This window comes from Sphingomonas sp. BL-S-28 (assembly GCF_055521515.1).
The window spans coordinates 1,692,835-1,711,604 of record NZ_CM145484.1; the positions used below are offsets into that span (position 1 = coordinate 1,692,835).

An 18,770-nucleotide genomic window follows, 5' to 3' on the forward strand; every position below is an offset into this window, starting at 1 on the left:
ACGAGTGCGATCTTAGCCGGAAATTAACTGCCCGGTCATAGCTCTCAATGGCCCGGAATTTTCCTTCCGGTACCGTTTCGAGGGCACAATGAACCAGATGCAGATGGAAGGCTTCGATCCCGCGCGCGCGCCGCAGGCCGGGCAACCGGCAGCGCAGCCTGTGGGGCAACCGACACAACAGGCCGCCGCGCATCCGGGGACCAGCGCGCCCAATCCCCACGCTCACGCCGCAGCCCAGCGGCAGGCGCCGCGGCTGGATACCGGGCGCGAGCCGATCGGCGTGATCCTGGAGATTTCCGGCGCCGGCACGCGCATCGCGCTCGACATCAACCGACTGGGCGAAGTGACGAAGGACGGCGATCCCTCGGTCGCGCAGTCCGGGCAGGTTGGCAGTCAGGTGAAGATCCGTGTCGGCAATGGCTGGTTGCTCGCCAGCGTCCGCAACCAGAAGAGCGACAGCAAGATTCCCGGCGGCATCGTGGCCGAGGCGGACTTTCTGGGCGAAGGCAGCGAGGAGCGGCTGACCGGGCGCATTCACGGCTTCCGCCGCGGCGTCACCTTCTATCCCTCTCCCGGCGCGCTGGTCTATCCCGCGACGACGGAGGACTTGCGCCAGATCTACGCGAGCGACGGACGCAGCGCGGTGCAGATCGGCAACGTCTATCCCACCAAGGACATCCGCGCCGGCCTCTATGTCGACGCGTTGCTGGGCAAGCACTTCGCGCTGCTGGGATCGACCGGCACCGGCAAGTCGACCAGCGCGGCGCTGATCCTGCACCGCATCTGCGAACATGCGCCGGAGGGTCACATCATCATGATCGACCCGCACGGCGAGTATGCATCGGCGTTTCGCAACACCGGCGTGATCCTCGACGTGTCGAACCTGCAGATGCCGTACTGGCTGATGAACTTCGAGGAGCATTGCGAGATCCTGCTGACCTCGCGCGGGGACGATCGCCAGCTGGATACCGAGATCCTCGGCAAGTGCTTGCTGGAAGCGCGGGGCAAGAGCCGGCTGGCGGAACAGCTGGGCAAGATCACCGTGGATTCACCGATCCCGTACCTGCTCTCCGACTTGTCCATCATCCTCAACAACCACATGGGCAAGCTGGACAAGGGGCACTCCAGCGCACCCTACATGCGCATCAAGAACAAGCTCGACGAGATGAAGGGCGATCCGCGCTACCAGTTCATGTTCTCCGGCATGCTGGTGGGCGATACGATGGCGGAGTTCATTTCCAAGATCTTCCGTCTGCCCTCGAACGGCCGGCCGATCGCGATCATCGACGTTTCGGGCGTGCCTTCGGACATCACCAGCACCGTGGTCGCCGTGCTCAGCCGCATGGTGTTCGACTATGCGATCTGGGGGCGTGAGGAGAAGACGCGGCCGATCCTGCTCGTCTGCGAGGAAGCGCACCGCTACGTTCCCAGCGAGAAGAACGCCGATGGATCCTCGGTAGGCCGCATCCTTTCGCGCATCGCCAAGGAGGGCCGCAAATACGGCATCTCGCTGGGTCTTATCACCCAGCGCCCGTCCGACCTCGCCGAAGGCGTGCTGTCGCAGTGCGGCACGATCATCTCGATGCGCCTCAACAACGATCGCGACCAGGCCTTCGTGCGCGCGGCGATGCCGGAAGGCGCACGCGGGTTCCTCGATTCCATCCCGGCGCTGCGCAACCGCGAGTGCATCATCTGCGGCGAGGGCGTGACGATCCCGATCCGCGTCTCTTTCGACGAGCTGGAAGAGTACAAGCGCCCCGCTTCGGCCGACCCTTCGTTCACCGAGCTGTGGAACAGCTCCGGCGGGGAGGAGGAGTCCGTCCTGCGCACCGTTCAGCGCTGGCGCGCGCAGGGTAGGTAACGGCGCTTGTGTCCTCCCCAGCAAGGGGAGGGGGACCGCCTGAAGGCGGTGGAGGGGTGTCGCCGCTGGCGTGGATACCCCTCCGTCAGCCTTTCGGGCTGCCACCTCCCCTTGCAGGGGAGGAATGTCTCAAAGATCGAAGGCCGCGCGCCACTTGCCCCAGCGATAGTAGGCCAGCGTCAGGGCCACGGTCAGCGCCGAGCCGACCGGGTAGGACCACCAAAGCGCTTCGCTGCCGATCAGCGGATAGGCGAGGTGGTAGAAGCCCAGACGGCCGGGATAGAGGCCGATGAACATGATCACCAGCGGCACTACCACCGCGCCATAGGCGCGCAGCGTGCCGGTGAGGATCATGGTGATGGACACGATCACGAACGAGGCGGTGCAGACCAACTGGATATGCTGCGCGATCGGCATCGCCGGGCTATGCCCGCCCAGGAACAGCGCCAGCAGCGGGTGATCGAACACCACGATCAGTGCTGCCATCAGCGTGGAGAGCGCGAGGTTGGTAACGAGGCCGATCTCGGTCACCTTGCCCACGCGGCCGTGATCGTGCGCGCCCAGCGACTGCGCGACCATCGCGCTGACCGCCGAACCGATCGCCATCGCCGGCATCTGCAGGTAGTTCCACAGCTGCAATGAGGCGCCATAGGCCGCCGCCGCCTCCAGCCCTTCCGCGTTGACGAGGCTGACCATGATGAGGCCGGCGGAAGACACCAGCAGCATCTGCGCGCCCATTGGCAGACCCTTCAGGATCACATACTTCAGCTCGCTGCCGCGCGGGATCAGATAGCCCAGTTCCGCGCCGCGCAGGCGCATCGGCAGGTCCTTGCGGTAGATCGTCCAGAGCTGGAACACGAGGCCGGCGAAGTTCGCGAAGGCCGTCGCCGTCGCCGAGCCGGCAATCCCCAGCGTGGGCAGCGGGCCGGGGCCGATGATCAGCAGCGGGTTCAGGATCACGTCCAGCGCCACCGTCAGGATCATCGCGTAGAGCGGCGTCTTGGAATCGCCCGCACCGCGCATGCCCATGGAGACCATCAGCGAGAGCGATCCCAGCGGCAGCGTCACGAAGATCACGCGCAGATAGGCCAGCGCCTCGATCCGGCTGGCGCCCGGCGTACCCAGCGCGTGCAGCAGAGCATCGGCGCCGAACCAGCCGGCCAGGCCGCAGCCGATCGCCAGCAGCGAGCAGAAGCCGACACCCGAGCCGAAGGTCTTGCGCGCCGCATCGATGTCGCGCGCGCCGAAGTGCTGGCCCACGCGCACGGTGGTCGCCATGCCGAAGCCGAAGACCAGCGCGATCAGCAGGAACATGATGATGTTGGCATTGGCCGTGGCCGCCAGCGCGCTTTCGCCCAGCAGCCGCCCGACCCAGATCGCGTTCACCGATCCGTTCAGCGTCTGGAGGACGTTCGAAATCAGCATCGGGATCGAGAACACCAGCAGCGTCTTGAGGATCGGCCCCTGCGTGAGGTCGCCCTTCATGCGCTGCTGCTGCGCCGGCGTTTCAGGTTCCCCCGGTTCGGTTTCCCCGGCGGGAATCGGCGATGCTTCGTTCATATGTCCCCTTACGTGCCCCGCGTATCGCCCCAGATGTGGATGTGCAGGCGGTCCGTGAAGCGATAGCCCTCACGCATGCATAAATCCGAGAGCCAACCCGAACGCTGCCGGATGACATCGCTGGAGCGGCCTTCCGGCATCAGGAATAGCCGCTCGCGCGGGATCGCGTAAGTCTCCCTAAGCGCTTCCACTTCGGCCACGTCGGCGGGTTCGGCCACCACGAACTTGAAGTAGGCGCGCGGGTCCGCCGCCCATGCCGCCAGCCGTTCGGGCACCAATGCCAGTTCCGCCGGGTTGCCGCTGTGCGCCAGTTTCGGGCTGACATTGTACTGCTGCACCCGCGCATCGAGGCTGGCGTGCGGTGCGACCGATCCGTTGGTTTCAATCTCCACATGCATCCCCGGCCGCGCTTCGTCGAGGGCCGCCAGCATTCGCGCCAGTTGGGGGCCTTGCAGCAGCGGCTCGCCGCCGGTGATGACGAGCCGGTCGGGCGGCAAGTCCGCCACCATGCGTGCCACATCGGCTTCTTCGGCCATGACCTGATTGGCCTTGCGCTCGAACGCCAGATCGTCGCGGTGGAAGCGGTTATCGCCGGTGAAGCGCCAGGTATACGCGGTGTCGCACCACTGGCAGGCAAGGTTGCAGCGCGACAGCCGCACGAAAGTGCTCGGCCGCCCCATGCTGGGCCCTTCGCCCTGAAGCGAAGCGAACACTTCGGGTTCGCCGGGAGTGGTGGTGGCAAGCGCAAGCGTCACGGATGGTCTCGAATGCAAGGTTACGGTTTTGAGGGGTGAGGTTGACACAGTTTACACGGTCCAGAGGGAAAAGTGTCACCTTGTGTCGAGGGTGTCACCTTGTGGCTGGAATCGTGGGGAAAGAGCAGGGCGGTCATGCCCGGAAAAGTGTCAGATGCGCGTGGGGTAGGAAATCCAAAACGAAGCGAAACGGTGCCGGAGCAACGCCCATCCCTCAATATTCGTCATCCCCGCGAAGGCGGGGATCCCGCTTCTTTTTTAGCACGCGGAGGCGCGGAGGCGCGGAGGCACGGAGAATGGGGTGGCTGCACTGTCCCTCCGCGTCTCCGTGCCTCCGCGTGAAACAGGAAAAAGCGGGGCCCCCGCCTTCGCGGGGGCGACGAGGGAAGGGGGTTGTGTCGGCCCCGCTTCCCTCCGCTTCATCTTATCCCAGCCGTGCCAGCGCCGCAGCCAGACGCTCCGCTTCGGCCGAGTGGTGGGCATGGTCGGCGCGGGCCTTGTCGATCGCCTCGGGCTTGGCCTTCTCGACGAAGGCCGGGTTGCCCAGGCGCTTGTCGAGCGAGTCCCGTTCCTTGACCGAAGCGGCCATGGCCTTTTCCAGACGGGCCTTTTCGGCGGCGATGTCGATCACGCCTTCCAGCGGGATCGCCAGCGTCGCGTCACCCGCGCCCACCTGCATGGCGGCACCGGCCGGAGCGGCCTCGAACAAAATCGCATCCAAACGCGCCAGACGGTCGATCACGGTGCCGTTGCGGCCGATCACCGCGCGCGTCGCGTCCGAGGGATCGGCGACATAGGCGGTAAGGCGCGCGCCGGGTGCGATACCGAGTTCGGACTTGGCGCCGCGCAAGTTGCCGACCAACGCGATCAGCCATTCGACTTCGGCCTTGGCCTCGCCGTCCACCGAAGCTTCCGGCGCGGGCCATGCGGCGACGATCAGGTCCTGATCGCGCGCGCCCATCTTGCTCCACAGCTCTTCGGTGACGAAGGGCATGAAGGGGTGGAGCATGACGAGGATCTGGTCGAGCACCCAGCCGGCGACGGCCTTGGTCTCTTCGTCGAAGTTGCCCTTGATGAGTTCGATGTACCAGTCGCAGAACTGGTTCCACACGAAGTGGTAGATCGCGTTGGCAGCGGCGTCGAAGCGCAGGTCGGCCATGGCCTTGTCCAGCGCGGCGACGGTTTCGACGACTTCGCCGATGATCCACTTGTTGACGGCGGAACTGGCTGCAGGCGCCTTGATCGAGGTGCTGGCGACGATGCCGTTGGACTGGCAGAAACGCGCGGCGTTCCACAGCTTCGTGGCGAAGTTGCGGTAACCTTCGACGCGCTTTTCATCCATCTTCACGTCGCGGCCCTGGCTTTCCATGGCGGCCATGAAGAAGCGCAGCGCGTCCGCGCCGTACTTGTCGATCAGGCCCAGCGGATCGACCACGTTGCCCTTGGACTTCGACATCTTCTGACCGTCGGCAGCACGCACCAGACCATGGAGGTAGAGCCGCTTCCACGGCACTTCTTTCATGAAGTGAATGCCCTGCATCGCCATGCGCGCATCCCAGAAGAACAGGATGTCGAAGCCGGAAACCAGCAGGTCGTTCGGGTAGTGCTTCTTCAGCAGCGGGGCATCTTCATCGGGCCAGCCGAGCGTGGCGAAAGGCCAGAGCGCGGAGGAGAACCAGGTGTCCAGCACGTCGTTGTCGCGGGTCAGCTTCTTGTTGCCGGCCTGCGCCTGTGCCTCTTCTTCGGTTTCGGCCACGAAGATTTCGCCGTCTTCGCTGTACCATGCCGGGATGCGGTGGCCCCACCAGAGCTGGCGCGAGACGCACCAGGGCTGGATGTTTTCCATCCAGTTGAAGAAGGTCTTTTCCCAGGTCTTGGGCACGATCTCGATCGCGCCGGAGCGGACGGCTTCCATCGGCGGGCCGGCCAGCGTCTGCGCATCGACGTACCACTGATCGGTCAGCCAGGGTTCGATCACCACGCCGCTGCGGTCACCGAACGGGGTCTGGATTACGCGGTCCTCGACCTTTTCCAGCAGGCCGTCGTCTTCGAGGAACTGGACGATCGCCTTGCGCGCCTCGAACCGGTCCATGCCGATGAACTGCGCGGGGACAAGGCCGTCCTGCGTCTGGCAGACATGGGCATCGGCATCGAGCATGTTGAGCATGTCGGCGGCCTTGAAGCCCGCGCGCTTGCCAACCTCGAAATCGTTGAAGTCATGACCCGGGGTGATCTTCACTGCGCCCGAACCCAGTTCGGGATCGGCGTGTTCGTCGGCGACGATCGGAATCTCGCGGCCGGTGAGCGGTAGGGTAACGGTGGCGCCGCGCGCCAGCAGTTCCTTGTAGCGCTCGTCCTCGGGATTAACCGCGACGGCCATGTCGGCCAGCATCGTTTCCGGGCGGGTGGTGGCAACGTGGATGTAGCCCGAACCGTCCGAAAGCGGATACTTGATGTGCCAGAAGTGGCCGTTGGTCTCGCGCGTTTCGACCTCAAGGTCGGAAATGGCGGTGCGGAACTTCGGGTCCCAGTTCACCAGCCGCTTGTCGCGATAGATCAGGCCCTGCTTATGCAGGTCCACGAAGACCTTGACCACGGCCTTGGTGAAGTGCGGATCCATCGTGAACTGCTCGCGGCTCCAGTCCATCGAGCAGCCGAGGCGGCGCAGCTGGCCGGTGATGGTGCCGCCGGATTCGGCCTTCCACTCCCAGACCTTCTCAATGAAAGCCTCACGCGTGTAGTTGGCGCGCTTGTCCTGCTTGGCTTCCATCTGGCGTTCGACCACCATCTGGGTGGCGATGCCGGCATGGTCGGTGCCGACCACCCAGAGCGCGTCCTTGCCCTTCAGGCGCTCGTGACGGATCACGATGTCCTGCAGCGTATTGTCCAGCGCGTGGCCGATGTGGAGCGATCCGGTGACGTTCGGCGGCGGGTTCACGATGGTGAACGGCTGCGCGTCGGCACGCTCGGGGCGGAACAGCCCTTCGCTTTCCCAATGCTGATACCACTTCGCCTCGATCTGGGCGGGGTCGAAGGTCTTGTCGAGCCCAGATTCGAGAGCGGCTTCGGGGGCGGTTTCTGGAGTGTCGGTCATGGCGCGGCGCTTTGCCAGTAGAGCCCCTCGCGCGCAAGTACGCGTAGGGGCGGGGGCTAACTCTGCCATCAAATTGCCACGGACTATTCTCAGACAGACTCTTGCGAAATCAACAATCCGTCGCAACCGGGGAACCCCTTGCCGGTACAGGCATTTTCCCCCAATACGAGCGCACATGCGGGAATGGGCTGAATTCACTCTGTCGGGAAGCGACCAAGGCGGTGTCCACACGGTGGCGCTTAAGGGGCCGCTGTGCGTTCATTCGCTGGGCAATCTCGATGCCAAGATGGCGGAGTGCGGCTCTCCCGTAGACCGCATAGACTTGTCCGGCGTGACCGATATCGACACCACCGGCGCCTGGCTGGTAAAGCGTTTCGCTGAAGAACATGGCCTTGAAATCGTTGGTCAAAGCGAAGGGGCCAAGCGCCTGTTCGCGGCCATCGGCCGCATGCCCAAGGATGAAACGGAAATCGTGCCCCAACCCGGCCTGCTGATGCGCACGGTGGGTGAGTTCGGCGATGTCGTGGTCAACTGGGGCAGGGGTTTCGTCAAGGCCATCGGCTTTCTGGGCGAACTGATCCTGGCGCTGGGCGTGGCGATCCGCCACCCGTCGCGCCTGCGCGGCACGGCGCTGGTCTTCCACATGCAGCATGTGGGCATCAACTCGCTGTGGATCATCGGGCTGATGAGCTTCCTGATCGGCATCGTCATCGCCCAGCAGGGTGCGGTGCAGCTGGCGCAGTTCGGGGCGGAAATCTACACGATCAACCTCACCGGCCGCCTTGCCATGCGAGAGCTTGGCATCCTGATGACCTCGATCATGGTCGCCGGCCGCTCCGGTTCCGCTTTCGCGGCGCAGATCGGCACGATGAAGCTGACCGAGGAAGTGGACGCCATGCGCACCATCGGCGTTTCGCCGATGCAGGCGCTGGTGGTGCCGCGCGTGCTGGCGGCGATGCTGATGATGCCGCTGCTGGGCTTCTATTCCACGGTGCTGGCGATCATCGGCGGCGCTTTCATTGCCAACTTCGCGCTGGATATTCCGTTCTGGACGTTCCTCCAGCGCACGCAGGAAGTGGTGCCGACGACGGACATCTGGGTTGGCCTGCTGAAGGCACCGGTCTTTGCGCTGATCGTGGCGCTGGCGGGCTGCTATCAGGGCATGCAGGTCACTTCCAATGCAGAGGAAGTGGGCCAGCGCACCACGCAGGCGGTGGTCACGGCGATCTTCACGGTGATCGTGCTGGACGCCTTCTTCGCCATCTTCTTCACCAAGATCGGCTGGCAATGACCGATATGGCCACCGAACAGGTCGATGACCGCGCCGCCGCCCGTACCGAAGCGGACGATGAATATCCCATCGTCGTCGAAGGGCTGACCAATGCCTTCGACGGTTTCGTGGTGCACGAAAATCTGTCGCTCAAGGTTCGCAAGGGCGAGATTCTGGGCGTCGTCGGCGGATCGGGCACTGGCAAGTCGGTGCTGATGCGCTCGATCATCGGGCTCCAGCAGCCGCAGTCGGGCGATATTACCGTGCTGGGCCACCACATGGAGGATTCCACCGACGAGGAGGGGATCGACCTGCGATCGCGCTGGGGCGTGCTGTTCCAGGGCGGCGCGCTGTTCTCCACGCTGACGGTGGGTGAGAACGTGGAAGTGCCGCTGAAGCAGTTCTTCCCCGAGATCGGCGATGAATTGCGCGCGGATATCGCCCGTTTCAAGGTGCGCCTTGCCGGTCTGGCCGAAGAGGCGGCCTACAAGTATCCGAACGAGCTTTCGGGCGGCATGAGGAAGCGCGCCGGCCTGGCCCGCGCGCTGGCGCTCGATCCCGAGCTGCTGTTTCTGGACGAGCCGACCGCCGGCCTCGATCCCATCGGCGCCGCCGCGTTCGACCGGCTGACCCGCGGCCTGAAGGAAACGCTGGGGCTTACCGTGTTCCTAATCACCCACGACCTCGACACGCTGCACGCCATCTGCGACCGCGTGGCCGTGCTGGCGGACAAGAAGGTGATCGCGGTGGGGACGATCCCGGAGCTTCTGGCGCTCGACCATCCGTGGATTCAGGAATATTTCAACGGCCCGCGCGGCCGTGCGGCGCTAGGCGCCAAGGACGAGATTTCGGCAGGCAAAGCGGCGGACGAACCGCTGATCGCCGCCGTGGAAGACAATACCGGCAACACGTCTGACGAGCCGGGGGCATAGGGCACCAGAGTATGGAAACACGCGCCAATCACGTCTGGGTCGGAGCGGTCACGCTGGTGCTGCTTGCGGCGCTTGCGGCGTTCATCATCTGGATCGCCCGCCTGAACGAAGGCGCGCGCAACGAATACGACATCTTCTTCAAGCAGTCGGTAGACGGGCTGGCGAAGGGGTCGGGCGTCGATTACGCGGGCGTGCCGGTGGGCCAGATCCGCGAGATCGAGCTGTGGCCGCAGGATCCCAGCTTCGTGCGCGTGCGCATCCGGGTGGACAAGAAGGTGCCGGTGACGGTCGGCACCACGGCAACGATCCAGGGCAGCTTCACCGGCGTTTCCGACATTCAGCTGGAAGGCGCGGTGAAGGATGCCCCGCTGCTGACCGAGCCGGGCCCCGAAGGCGTGCCGGTGATCCCCACCAAGCGTGGCGGCCTTGGTGAAATCCTGTCGAACGCCCCGCTGCTGCTGGAACGGCTGGCGACGCTGACCGAGAACCTGAACCTGCTGCTGTCCGAGGATAACCGGCGTTCGATCACCGGCATCCTGAAGAACACGGACAAGATGACCAAGGACCTTTCGGCCGCTTCGCCGGAAGTGCGCAAGACGCTGGTTCAGCTTCAGGGCACGCTGGATCAGGCGACCAAGACGCTGGCCGCCTTCGAAGGCGTGGCCGGCAAGGCGGACAACCTGCTGGGCGATCAGGGCAATTCGCTGGCCGATCAGCTGCGCAAGACGCTGGCATCGGCGCAGAAGTCCATGGATACGCTGGACACGACGCTGCAGCATGCGCAGCCCGCGTTCGACAAGGTTTCGGACCAGACTCTGCCCGCCGCAGAAGCCGCGATCCGCGACCTGCAGGCGACCAGCCGCGCCTTGCGCTCGGTAACCGAAAAGATCGACGAACAGGGCGCCGGCGCGCTGCTGAAGGGGCAGAAGCTGCCCACCTATAAGCCATGATGGGGCCCGAAATGCGAACTGCGATGCGAACCGTGAAGACGAACGCCGGCAAGGTTCTCCACCGGAAGGCGCTGGGCAGCGTGCTTGCGATCGCGGCCTGTCTGGCGTTGCCCGGCTGCATCAGCCTTGCCCCCAAGCCGCCGGAGCAGCTGATCCGTCTGACGCCGGACGAAAGCGCCGCTGCGGGTTCACAGGTCAGCGGCCAGCTGTCCGAGGCGATCGTGGTGCTTGATCCCGACTCCGATCGCAGCCTGGATACGCCGCGCGTGCCGGTGAAGATCGATGCCTCCAGCCTTTCCTACCTGAAGGATGCGTTCTGGACGGAGAAGCCTGCGCGCCAGATGCGCGCGCTGCTGGCCGAAACGCTGCGTGCGCGCACCGGCCGAATGGTGGTGGAAGGGCTGAATTTCGAGAATGCCGGACAAGTCCAGATCGGTGGACGGTTGCTGGCGATGGGCTATGACGTGCCGACCCGTTCGGTGGTTGTCCGGCTTGACGTTACCAAAGTTGAACGCGGCGGCCCGCTGACCACGCGCCGGTTCGAAGCCAGTGTGCCCGATGTGAAGCCCGATGCCGCCGCCGTGGGACCGGCGCTGAACCGGGCCGCCAACGATGTGGCCAAGCAGGCAGCCGACTGGATCAAGGGTTCCTGAAAGACTTGATTGCGACCCGGCGGGGTGGCGAAAGTAATTTTTGCTATTCCCGCGCATTGCCGGCCCCAGGTGTGAACTTTTTGTAGTCCGGCCGTTTATATTTGACAGTGCGATTGCTGTTTGGCGCTCGTCAATTGTTGCTTAAGCGTTTCTGCGGGTTGCACTGCTTTTCCTGAAAATTCCTGTGTGGCCCGATTGCAACGGCAAGGGCGAGGGTAAGTCGTGCACTTCCTTATATCGTTGCAACATGGCCGGTGCCCTGTATTCGGCCCCCACTCCGCGCCAGGGGGGCGGGAGTGAATACAGGTGCGAATTACCATGAAGAAGATCACCCTCGCCGCCGTTGCGGCGCTGTTTGCCATGCCTGCCGCTGCCAATGCGCAGGCTTATGTGCAGGTGACTGGCGGCTACGATGCCGTCTCCTACGGCAGCGATATCAACTCCGACGGCTTCGACTACGGCGCCGCTGCCGGATACGAACTGCCGATCAGCAACGCGATGTTCGTGGGCATCGAGGCGACGGTTGCCGGCAGCACCGGCAAGAAGTGCTACGGTGACGATACGGCGCGTCTTTGCATGAAGACCGGCCGCGACCTCGCCGGCGTCGTTCGCTTGGGCACCAATGTGGGTGCGAACAGCAAGCTCTACGTCCTTGCCGGTTATACCAATGGCCGCGTCACCGCGACTTACGAAGATCCGGACCTCAAGCTGAAGGCCAGCGGCGACGCCGACGGCGTCCGTCTGGGCGCCGGTTTCGAACAGGCTCTCGGCCACAACATGTTCGGCAAGATCGAATATCGCTATTCGAACTATGAAGACGGCTTTTCGCGCCACCAGGCGCTGGCCGGCTTCGGCATCAAGTTCTGATGAACTGAGGTACCGACGCTGACGGGCGGGGCGAGCGACCCAGCCCCGTCCGCGCGAGGGGGCCCGTTCCGGCTTGTCCGGGGCGGGCCTTTTTCTGTTCCGAAGGTCGCATGGAAAGCTGCGACCTGCCTGCGGCAGCCGTTACCCCGCGCGTGCCAGGCGGGCGAAATCCATTGCCAGCTTGAAGGCGGTGAAGCGCGTGGCGCGGCGTTCTGCCGCTTCCCAGTCCTCGCCCCAGAGTTCGACCTGCCAGTCCTCTTCCAGATTGGCGGCGTTCCACAAGGCGTCGGCATCGGCGTCCGGCTCGATGGCGGCCTGCGCGATCACCAGCGAGGCGGCAAGGCTGGACAGCATGCGCAGCGCGGCCAGCGTGAAGGCATCCTGTGCCGTCAGCATGGCTTCAAGGCGCGCCAGCGTGTCGGCCGGGACCGACTTGTGAAGAATGCCGGAAACGCGCGGGAACTGCAGGCCATGGCGCGCTTCGGCGGCAGCCAGCATCGGCTCCCACACCGCCAGTTGGCGCTGGTACAGCGCGTCTTCGGGATCGGCGCGGTAGCAGAGCGTATCGGTTTCCGCATAAGGCAGGATCTCGCGAACGGCCAATTGCGGGTCGGCCGCCATGGCGTCCACGGCGAAATCGGCAAGGTCGCGCAGCGGGAAGGTCGCGGTATCGATCTCCTCACCCTGCGCGGCCCATTCGGCGGCCATCGCCTCTGCCAGCGCGCGGCTGGGCAGCACTTGCGCGCGGCCGCCGGCGGTCTTGATGCCGCGCCCGTCCAGCAGCACGCGCCAGCCGCCACCCGCATCGCCGCCCGCCTCGCCGTCCATCTGGGCGACGGTTACTTCCTTGTAGAAACGCTTCACTTCACGAATTTCCGGTCAGTTGCCGCTGCGCCACTTGCGCGCAAGCAGGCGGGGAATGACGAAGACGTCGATCATGCCATTGAGGATGAGCAGATAGCCCAGCCAGAGCGGCCATTGCAGCTTGTTCGCGCCGATCGCCATGCCGGCGACCACGCAGGCCACGCCGAACAGGCGGACAAGCTGGATGGTGATCCAGCGATTGCGGGCCGGATCCTTGGCGCCGGCGCCATTGCTGTCGGTCGTCATGCGAGGAGGTGCTCCAGCAGTTGCTGCGGGGTTTCGAAGACCTTTTCGGCCCCGGCGGCGATCATTTCGGTGGGGTGGTGATAGCCCCAGTCCACACCGATCCCGCGCGCGCCGGCATTGGTGGCCATCTGCATGTCGTAGACGGTATCGCCGATCATCACCGTTTCGCCCGGCCGTGCGCCGGCATCGTCCATCGCTTCCTCCAGCATCGCGGGATGCGGCTTGGAGGGGTGGCGGTCCGCCGTCTGGAGCGTGACGAACAGGTCCTTGATGCCGTTCGCCTCCAGGCAGAACGACAGGCCGCGGTCGGACATGCCAGTGGCGACGCCCAGCGTCCAGCCGGCGTCCTGCAAGCCGTGCAGCACTTCGGCGATGCCCGGGAACAGCGGCTGCGAGACGCGCCCCTCGGTGCGCGCCTGCCGGAACGCGGCCTTGTAGCCATCGGCCATGGCGTGCTGCTGCGCCTCGTCGCTGTCAGGCAGCAACTGGCGCATCGCTTGCGGCAGCGACAGGCCCACCGCGCGCCGGATCAACCCGCGCGAGGGGGCGGGCAGGCCGAACTGGGCGAAAGTCGCCTCCATCGCCTCACAGATCGGTGCCTGCCCGTCGACCAGCGTGCCGTCGCAATCGAAGACGGCGAATTTCATCCAACCAAATCCCTCATAAGCTGCGCAATCGCGCGCGAACCTTCAGCTTCGAGCCCCAGCGCGACGCGTTCGCGTTCGTCGGCGGGCTTGTTTTGGGAGAGCTTGAACGTCGGCCGCCAGGCCTGCACTTCCAGCTCGAAGCCGACGATGCCGGCCTTGAGTTTCGCGAGATAGCCGGGCGAGACTTTGTCCATGGTCCAGGCCTCACCCTGCGAAATGCGCGCCTCGTTACGGGCGGAAAGGGCTTCGAGCAGGCCCATCAGGCCTTCGTCGTCCATCCGCCGCACGCGGCCCTCCATTTCCACGCTGACGTAATTCCACGTCGGCACCTGTTCGCTGCTCTCATACCAGCGCGGCGAGACGTAGGCGTCAGGCCCGTTCACGACGGCCAGCGCATTGGTGTCCGCAATGTGGCGGGTAAGGGCGTTGCCGCGCGCCAGATGAAACTGCACGGCGCCATCCCCGGTCCAGAGCAGGGGGGTGTGGGCAACGCGCGGCCCGTCCGGCGTGGTGGCGAAAATCATGCCGAAGCCGATCTCCTCCACCAGCGCCTCGGCCATCATGCGATCGGCCGGACGGAACTGCGCGTTGGGGTGCATCAGCGCTTGCCGCGCGGTGCGCCGCCGCCCGGAGAGCCGCTGGGCCGCCCGCCAGCGCCGCCGGAAGGCTTGCGCGGGCCGGCCGGCTTGCGAACGCCTGCGGGCTTTCCGGCAACCGGCTTGCCTGCGGCCTTGCGCGGACCGGCCTTCGGACCGCTCGGCTTGCCACCCGCTTTGCCGCTGGGCTTTCCGCGCGAGCCGGGGCGTTCGGAGGCGCCGTCGCGGCGCGAACGGCGTTCGCCGCGGCGTTCCTTGCGGTACTGCTTGGCGTGGGCCTTGGCGGCACGCTTTTCGTCGTCCTTGGTGAACACCGGCGCGCCTTCGGGCAGTTCGGCGCCATCGGCCTCATCGAAGCCGAGCGATTCCATCGAATTGGCGAAGTGCTCGGGCAGGGGGGCGGTCACGTCCAGCGGGGCGCCGTCCGGATGCTCGATGATCAGGCGGCGGGCGTGGAGGTGCATCTTGCGGCTGATCGTGCCGGAGAGGAACGCTTCCTGCCCGCCGTACTTGCCGTCACCCACGATCGGGTGGCCGATCGCCGCCATGTGGACGCGCAGCTGGTGGGTGCGGCCGGTCAGCGGGTGCAGTTCCACCCATGCGGCGCGGTTGCCGGCACGGTCCAGCACGCGGTAGCGCGTCTTGGCCGTCTGGCCTTCCTTCTCGTCCACATGCATCTTCTCGCCGCCGGTGCCCGGCTGCTTGGCGATCGGCAGTTCGATCATGCCGTCGTTGATGCTGGGCACGCCGACGACGAGCGCCCAGTAGATCTTCTTGGCAGTGCGGCCGGAGAACCGCTTGGAAAAGAATGCCGCGCTGCCCGGCGTGCGGGCGACGAGCAGGACGCCCGAGGTGTCCTTGTCCAGACGGTGGACCAGGCGGGGGCGCGGGCCCTTGTCGGCATAGGCGTCCAGCAGGCCGTCGACATGTTCCTTCATGCCCGAACCGCCCTGCGTGGCGAGGCCCGGCGGCTTGTTGAGCACGATGGCGGCGCGATCCTGCGTCAGCACCATGGCGTCTGCGCGCTCGATCTCTTCCTCGGTCAGTTCGCGGCGCGGGCGCGAGGCGCCAAGGCCGGGCTTGGGCTCGCCGCCCGGCGGCACGCGCAGGACTTGCCCGGCGGAAAGGCGGGTATCGACATCGGCGCGCTTGCCGTCGACGCGCAGCTGGCCGGTGCGCGCCCAGCGCGAGACCATGGCGAAGCCGACTTGCGGCAGGTGGCGCTTGAACCAGCGGTCAAGGCGGACGCCTTCGTCGTCGTGGCCGACGGTGAACTGGCGGACGGTATCGGTATTCTCTGGGCGGCTCATGCGGCGCTCCTCATCATGGTAAGGCCGAGGAACAGCGCGCAAAGGCCGGCGGCCAGCGAAATCGCGACGTAAAACACGGCAAGCCCCGGTTGGCCGCGCTGGGCAAGCGCGACGGTATCGAGGCTGAAGGAAGAAAACGTGGTGAAGCCCCCTAGCACGCCCACGCCGACTAACAGGCGCAGGCCCTCTCCACCCGGTGCCGAGCGGCCGAGCCACCCGACGAGCAGGCCCATGACAAGACTGCCGACGATATTCACCGTCAGCGTGCCATAGGGAAACGCCAGTGCACGGACGGGGCCAAGCAGGGCACTGAAGGCATAGGCAACGGCAAACCGCAGCCATGAGCCGACCGCGCCGCCCAGCACCACCAGACAGGAGGCGAGGAGGAAGGAAGGTTGGGGCATTGAGCCCGCCTTAGCCGCGAATGCGCGGATTTCCAATCGTGGTGGAGCGGATGGGCAAATGAAGCGCCTCATCCGTGCAGATACTTGTGTGCGCTTTGACCGGTTGCCGCGTGCCGCACTCTATAAAGAGCCCTGGGTGCGACCCCACTCCGCAAGGAGACATTCAATGCAAGTCTCATCCGCAACGAGCGCCATGAGCGCTCTGTTCAATCCCCGCAAGGATATGGACGACAAGATCACGTCCGCCGTTTCCAGCGGTTCGATCACCGACACCGATGCCTCGGCTCTGGAATCGGCGCTCGATTCGATCGACAGTTCGCTTTCCTCCAGCAGTTCTTCAGGCAGCCGCCTCGATCCTTCGCAGATGAAGGACCGGATCGATTCGCTGATTTCCGATCAGGTATCGTCCGGCACGCTGACCGAGGATCAGGCGAGTGCGCTGCAATCGTTGTTCGCACAGGGGCCTTCGGGCTCGTCCGCCACGGATGCCTCGGCTTCGGCCGGCGGTGAAGAGGCGATGGGCGGTGTAGAGGGCATGGGCGGCCCGGGCGGTCCCCAGGGTGCCGGCGGTCCGCCTCCGGGTCCGCCGCCGACGGGCGCGGCCGATGAAACCGACGATACGGACGATTCGACTTCCACCGATTCGACCGATGACACCGATTCCACGGATTCGACCGATTCCACGTCGGAAGCGCTCGATGCGATCCTGGCCTTCATCCAGAACCTGAAGGACACGCAGAGCACTGGCAGCACGTATTCGGCCTCCGGCGTCAGCGAAACCACGGCTTCCGGCCTGATCGTCGACCAACTGGCCTGATTGGCCATATTGGTGTAGAACATCCTCCGTCGGGCAGCCGCGCCCGGCGGAGGACTGTGTGAAAGCGGCTATTTCGGCCTCGATTGTGCCGACATTGCTTGCCTTGCAGCCCCGTTGGTGCTAGCGGCCCCCAACTTCGAGCCGACCTCGCAAGGGATTCGGCGTATTTTCGTATTTTCTCAGGGCACCTTCCGCGTCGGAATGCGGAAACAGTGCTTTCGATTTGTGAGGTGTGTCGGTTTATGCAGATTCTCGTCCGCGACAACAACGTCGATCAGGCTCTCCGGGCTCTCAAGAAGAAGCTGCAGCGTGAAGGCGTTTACCGCGAGATGAAGCTGCGTCGTCACTTCGAGAAGCCCTCCGAGAAGCGTGCACGCGAAAAGGCTGCTGCCGTTCGCCGCGCCCGCAAGCTGGAGCGCAAGCGTCTCGAGCGCGACGGCGTCAAGTAAGAGCACTTGCCGATAGGCGTGGGGATTGTCCCTGCGCCTTGCAGGCATGTCTCGGGCGGCTCGCGCCCTCATCCGATACTGCTTCCGGTTTTGCCGGGGCGGACAAGTCGGGTGAGGGCGCGGGCCGCTTTCGCTTGCCTGCCGTTTATTTGCCTGCCCGCCCATTCGGTTCCGCGATCTTGCGGCCTGCTGCATATCGGGCAACCGGAAACGCGGCTTAATCGCTTGATGGTTGCGTTTTCCTGATCCATGAGGGCGCGGACGAATCCCGCGCCCTTTTGCGTATCCGCGTCCCGCGCGCGAACGCAGCCCAACCGGCGCCACAAGATAAACCAGGAAGGCTCCATGACAGAGATCACCCGCGTCCCGCTGCAGCCGATTGCCAAGGGCGCCGTTGCCAAGATCTGGATCGGCGTGGCCGCAATCGCGCTCGCCGCTGCCGGCATCGCCTATGCCTCGCTGCCGCCTTCGGTCCATGTCGAGACGATCAAGGCCGGTTCGGGCGAATCGCCGACCATGGATGACGTGGTGCTGATCAACTACAAGGGCACCCTGCCGGACGGTAAGGTGTTCGACGAGCAGAAGAACGCCCCGATGGCCCTGGCGGAAGTGATCCCCGGCTTCGGCAAGGCGATGGTGAAGATGCAGCGCGGCGGCAAGTACGATGTCGAGATCCCGGCTGCGCTCGGTTACGGCCCCAAGGGTGCCGGCCCGATTCCGCCGAACAGCGATCTGAAGTTCGAAATCGAACTGATCGACTTCAAGAGCCGCGCCGAGATCGAGCAGCAGCAGCGCATCCTTCAGCAGCTGCAGCAGATGCAGATGCAGCAGGGCGGCGCTGCGGCCGGCGCGATGCCCGGCGGCGCAGTTCCCGGCGGTGTGGCCCCCGGCGGTGCGGCTCCCGAAGGCGCGCCTGCCGGCGCCCCGGTCCAGCCCTGATCGCGCGCCCGGTGAAGTTCGCCCCCCTCGCGCTGGCCTCCGGGCTGGCGCTCGCACTCCCCGTGGCCGCTCACGCGGCTGCGAAGCCCGCTGCCGCGCCGGTTGCTGCGGCCCCCGCTGCTGCCGCTCCGGCTGCGCCCAAGGTTACCGTGGAAACGGTGACCAAGGGTGAGGGCGCCATGCCCACGCGCGACGACTTCGTGCTGATCGCCTACAAGGGCATGCTCAAGGACGGCACCGTGTTCGACCAGTCGGACGCGACGCCGATGGCCGTGGGCGACGTGGTTCCCGGCTTTGCCGATGGCCTCGTGCAGATGCAGCGCGGCGGTTCCTATCGCCTGACGATCCCGGCCGCGCTGGGGTACGGTGCCGAAGCTACCGGCCCGATCCCGGCAAATTCGGACCTCGTGTTCGAAGTGCAGCTGATCGACTGGAAGACCCGCGCCGAATTCGAACAGATGATGGCGCAAGTTCAGGCCCAGCACGAAGCGGATCAGAGTGATCCGGCTGGCGCCCCTGCGACACAACAACCCAAGCAATAAAGACGTCGGCGGCC

The 18,770-nt window shown here is 65.3% G+C and carries 19 protein-coding genes; 10 read left to right on the forward strand and 9 right to left on the reverse strand.

Annotated elements, in window-relative coordinates; all coding sequences use genetic code 11:
- The first annotated feature begins 88 nt into the window (after positions 1 to 88).
- On the forward strand, positions 89 to 1,861 hold the full coding sequence (locus tag ACZ1JC_RS16760) for an ATP-binding protein (protein WP_465135795.1): 1,773 nt from the start codon (positions 89 to 91) through the stop codon (positions 1,859 to 1,861).
- Between the two features lie 129 nt (positions 1,862 to 1,990).
- Here the strand turns inward: ACZ1JC_RS16760 and ACZ1JC_RS16765 are convergent, their stop codons facing one another.
- From ACZ1JC_RS16765 to ACZ1JC_RS16775, 3 genes are all read right to left on the reverse strand, one after another.
- Complete coding sequence (locus tag ACZ1JC_RS16765; RefSeq protein WP_465135794.1) at positions 1,991 to 3,421, reverse strand: MATE family efflux transporter; 1,431 nt, start codon at positions 3,419 to 3,421, stop codon at positions 1,991 to 1,993.
- Between the two features lie 8 nt (positions 3,422 to 3,429).
- Entirely contained in the window at positions 3,430 to 4,176 is a 747-nt protein-coding gene (locus ACZ1JC_RS16770) for a 7-carboxy-7-deazaguanine synthase QueE (RefSeq protein ID WP_465135793.1), read from the reverse strand.
- Between the two features lie 424 nt (positions 4,177 to 4,600).
- Entirely contained in the window at positions 4,601 to 7,270 is a 2,670-nt protein-coding gene (locus ACZ1JC_RS16775; RefSeq protein WP_465135792.1) for a valine--tRNA ligase, read from the reverse strand.
- Positions 7,271 to 7,445: 175 nt separating this feature from the next.
- Here ACZ1JC_RS16775 and ACZ1JC_RS16780 point away from each other — a divergent pair, with 175 nt between their 5' ends.
- From ACZ1JC_RS16780 to ACZ1JC_RS16800, 5 genes are all read left to right on the forward strand, one after another.
- Positions 7,446 to 8,561 (forward strand): ABC transporter permease, encoded by a 1,116-nt coding sequence (locus tag ACZ1JC_RS16780; protein WP_465135791.1) that lies wholly within the window; start codon positions 7,446 to 7,448, stop codon positions 8,559 to 8,561.
- Between the two features lie 5 nt (positions 8,562 to 8,566).
- Complete coding sequence (locus ACZ1JC_RS16785) at positions 8,567 to 9,472, forward strand: ABC transporter ATP-binding protein (RefSeq protein WP_465138569.1); 906 nt, start codon at positions 8,567 to 8,569, stop codon at positions 9,470 to 9,472.
- 11 nt (positions 9,473 to 9,483) lie between these two features.
- Positions 9,484 to 10,422: an MlaD family protein gene (locus tag ACZ1JC_RS16790; RefSeq protein ID WP_465135790.1), complete on the forward strand. Its 939-nt coding sequence runs from the start codon at positions 9,484 to 9,486 to the stop codon at positions 10,420 to 10,422.
- Between the two features lie 23 nt (positions 10,423 to 10,445).
- Positions 10,446 to 11,075 (forward strand): ABC-type transport auxiliary lipoprotein family protein, encoded by a 630-nt coding sequence (locus ACZ1JC_RS16795; RefSeq protein WP_465135789.1) that lies wholly within the window; start codon positions 10,446 to 10,448, stop codon positions 11,073 to 11,075.
- 318 nt (positions 11,076 to 11,393) lie between these two features.
- Positions 11,394 to 11,942, forward strand: coding sequence for an outer membrane protein (locus ACZ1JC_RS16800; RefSeq protein ID WP_465135788.1), 549 nt, complete (start codon positions 11,394 to 11,396; stop codon positions 11,940 to 11,942).
- A 141-nt stretch (positions 11,943 to 12,083) separates the two neighbouring features.
- Here ACZ1JC_RS16800 and ACZ1JC_RS16805 read toward each other — a convergent pair whose 3' ends face one another.
- The 6 genes from ACZ1JC_RS16805 to crcB are packed head-to-tail and all read right to left on the reverse strand — an operon-like array spanning position 12,084 to position 16,009.
- Entirely contained in the window at positions 12,084 to 12,806 is a 723-nt protein-coding gene (locus tag ACZ1JC_RS16805) for an ATP12 family chaperone protein (protein WP_465135787.1), read from the reverse strand.
- A gap of 15 nt (positions 12,807 to 12,821) precedes the next feature.
- Complete coding sequence (locus ACZ1JC_RS16810; protein ID WP_465135786.1) at positions 12,822 to 13,052, reverse strand: hypothetical protein; 231 nt, start codon at positions 13,050 to 13,052, stop codon at positions 12,822 to 12,824.
- A complete protein-coding gene (locus tag ACZ1JC_RS16815) occupies positions 13,049 to 13,699 on the reverse strand; it encodes an HAD-IA family hydrolase (RefSeq protein WP_465135785.1) in 651 nt (216 codons plus the stop codon). The genes ACZ1JC_RS16810 and ACZ1JC_RS16815 overlap by 4 nt, the downstream gene beginning before the upstream one ends.
- On the reverse strand, positions 13,696 to 14,298 hold the full coding sequence (locus ACZ1JC_RS16820; protein ID WP_465135784.1) for an FMN-binding negative transcriptional regulator: 603 nt from the start codon (positions 14,296 to 14,298) through the stop codon (positions 13,696 to 13,698). The genes ACZ1JC_RS16815 and ACZ1JC_RS16820 overlap by 4 nt, the downstream gene beginning before the upstream one ends.
- On the reverse strand, positions 14,298 to 15,605 hold the full coding sequence (locus ACZ1JC_RS16825; protein WP_465135783.1) for an RluA family pseudouridine synthase: 1,308 nt from the start codon (positions 15,603 to 15,605) through the stop codon (positions 14,298 to 14,300). The genes ACZ1JC_RS16820 and ACZ1JC_RS16825 overlap by 1 nt, the downstream gene beginning before the upstream one ends.
- Positions 15,602 to 16,009 carry a fluoride efflux transporter CrcB gene (gene crcB, locus ACZ1JC_RS16830; RefSeq protein ID WP_465135782.1) on the reverse strand — a complete coding sequence of 136 codons (408 nt, stop codon included), beginning with the start codon at positions 16,007 to 16,009 and terminating at the stop codon, positions 15,602 to 15,604. The genes ACZ1JC_RS16825 and crcB overlap by 4 nt, the downstream gene beginning before the upstream one ends.
- A gap of 166 nt (positions 16,010 to 16,175) precedes the next feature.
- On the opposite strand from crcB, the gene ACZ1JC_RS16835 reads away from it, so the two are divergent.
- The 4 genes from ACZ1JC_RS16835 (at position 16,176) to ACZ1JC_RS16850 (ending at position 18,756) form a co-directional block, all read left to right on the forward strand.
- Positions 16,176 to 16,826 carry a hypothetical protein gene (locus tag ACZ1JC_RS16835; protein WP_465135781.1) on the forward strand — a complete coding sequence of 217 codons (651 nt, stop codon included), beginning with the start codon at positions 16,176 to 16,178 and terminating at the stop codon, positions 16,824 to 16,826.
- Between the two features lie 242 nt (positions 16,827 to 17,068).
- Positions 17,069 to 17,275, forward strand: a complete 207-nt coding sequence (rpsU, locus tag ACZ1JC_RS16840) for a 30S ribosomal protein S21 (protein WP_132386556.1) — start codon at positions 17,069 to 17,071, stop codon at positions 17,273 to 17,275.
- 345 nt (positions 17,276 to 17,620) lie between these two features.
- Complete coding sequence (locus ACZ1JC_RS16845; RefSeq protein ID WP_465135780.1) at positions 17,621 to 18,214, forward strand: FKBP-type peptidyl-prolyl cis-trans isomerase; 594 nt, start codon at positions 17,621 to 17,623, stop codon at positions 18,212 to 18,214.
- Positions 18,215 to 18,225: 11 nt separating this feature from the next.
- The gene (locus ACZ1JC_RS16850) at positions 18,226 to 18,756 is read left to right on the forward strand and encodes an FKBP-type peptidyl-prolyl cis-trans isomerase (protein WP_465135779.1); all 531 of its coding nucleotides are present in this window, start codon (positions 18,226 to 18,228) and stop codon (positions 18,754 to 18,756) included.
- Positions 18,757 to 18,770: the final 14 nt, after the last annotated feature.

Coding starts and splice junctions, on each gene's coding strand:
- ACZ1JC_RS16760 (WP_465135795.1), top strand. CDS start 89: ATGAACCAGATGCAGATGGAAGGCTTCGATCCCGCGCGCGCGCCGCAG.
- ACZ1JC_RS16765 (WP_465135794.1), bottom strand. CDS start 3,421: ATGAACGAAGCATCGCCGATTCCCGCCGGGGAAACCGAACCGGGGGAA.
- ACZ1JC_RS16775 (WP_465135792.1), bottom strand. CDS start 7,270: ATGACCGACACTCCAGAAACCGCCCCCGAAGCCGCTCTCGAATCTGGG.
- ACZ1JC_RS16780 (WP_465135791.1), top strand. CDS start 7,446: ATGCGGGAATGGGCTGAATTCACTCTGTCGGGAAGCGACCAAGGCGGT.
- ACZ1JC_RS16785 (WP_465138569.1), top strand. CDS start 8,567: ATGGCCACCGAACAGGTCGATGACCGCGCCGCCGCCCGTACCGAAGCG.
- ACZ1JC_RS16790 (WP_465135790.1), top strand. CDS start 9,484: ATGGAAACACGCGCCAATCACGTCTGGGTCGGAGCGGTCACGCTGGTG.
- ACZ1JC_RS16795 (WP_465135789.1), top strand. CDS start 10,446: ATGCGAACCGTGAAGACGAACGCCGGCAAGGTTCTCCACCGGAAGGCG.
- ACZ1JC_RS16800 (WP_465135788.1), top strand. CDS start 11,394: ATGAAGAAGATCACCCTCGCCGCCGTTGCGGCGCTGTTTGCCATGCCT.
- ACZ1JC_RS16810 (WP_465135786.1), bottom strand. CDS start 13,052: ATGACGACCGACAGCAATGGCGCCGGCGCCAAGGATCCGGCCCGCAAT.
- ACZ1JC_RS16815 (WP_465135785.1), bottom strand. CDS start 13,699: ATGAAATTCGCCGTCTTCGATTGCGACGGCACGCTGGTCGACGGGCAG.
- ACZ1JC_RS16820 (WP_465135784.1), bottom strand. CDS start 14,298: ATGCACCCCAACGCGCAGTTCCGTCCGGCCGATCGCATGATGGCCGAG.
- ACZ1JC_RS16825 (WP_465135783.1), bottom strand. CDS start 15,605: ATGAGCCGCCCAGAGAATACCGATACCGTCCGCCAGTTCACCGTCGGC.
- crcB (WP_465135782.1), bottom strand. CDS start 16,009: ATGCCCCAACCTTCCTTCCTCCTCGCCTCCTGTCTGGTGGTGCTGGGC.
- ACZ1JC_RS16835 (WP_465135781.1), top strand. CDS start 16,176: ATGCAAGTCTCATCCGCAACGAGCGCCATGAGCGCTCTGTTCAATCCC.
- rpsU (WP_132386556.1), top strand. CDS start 17,069: ATGCAGATTCTCGTCCGCGACAACAACGTCGATCAGGCTCTCCGGGCT.
- ACZ1JC_RS16845 (WP_465135780.1), top strand. CDS start 17,621: ATGACAGAGATCACCCGCGTCCCGCTGCAGCCGATTGCCAAGGGCGCC.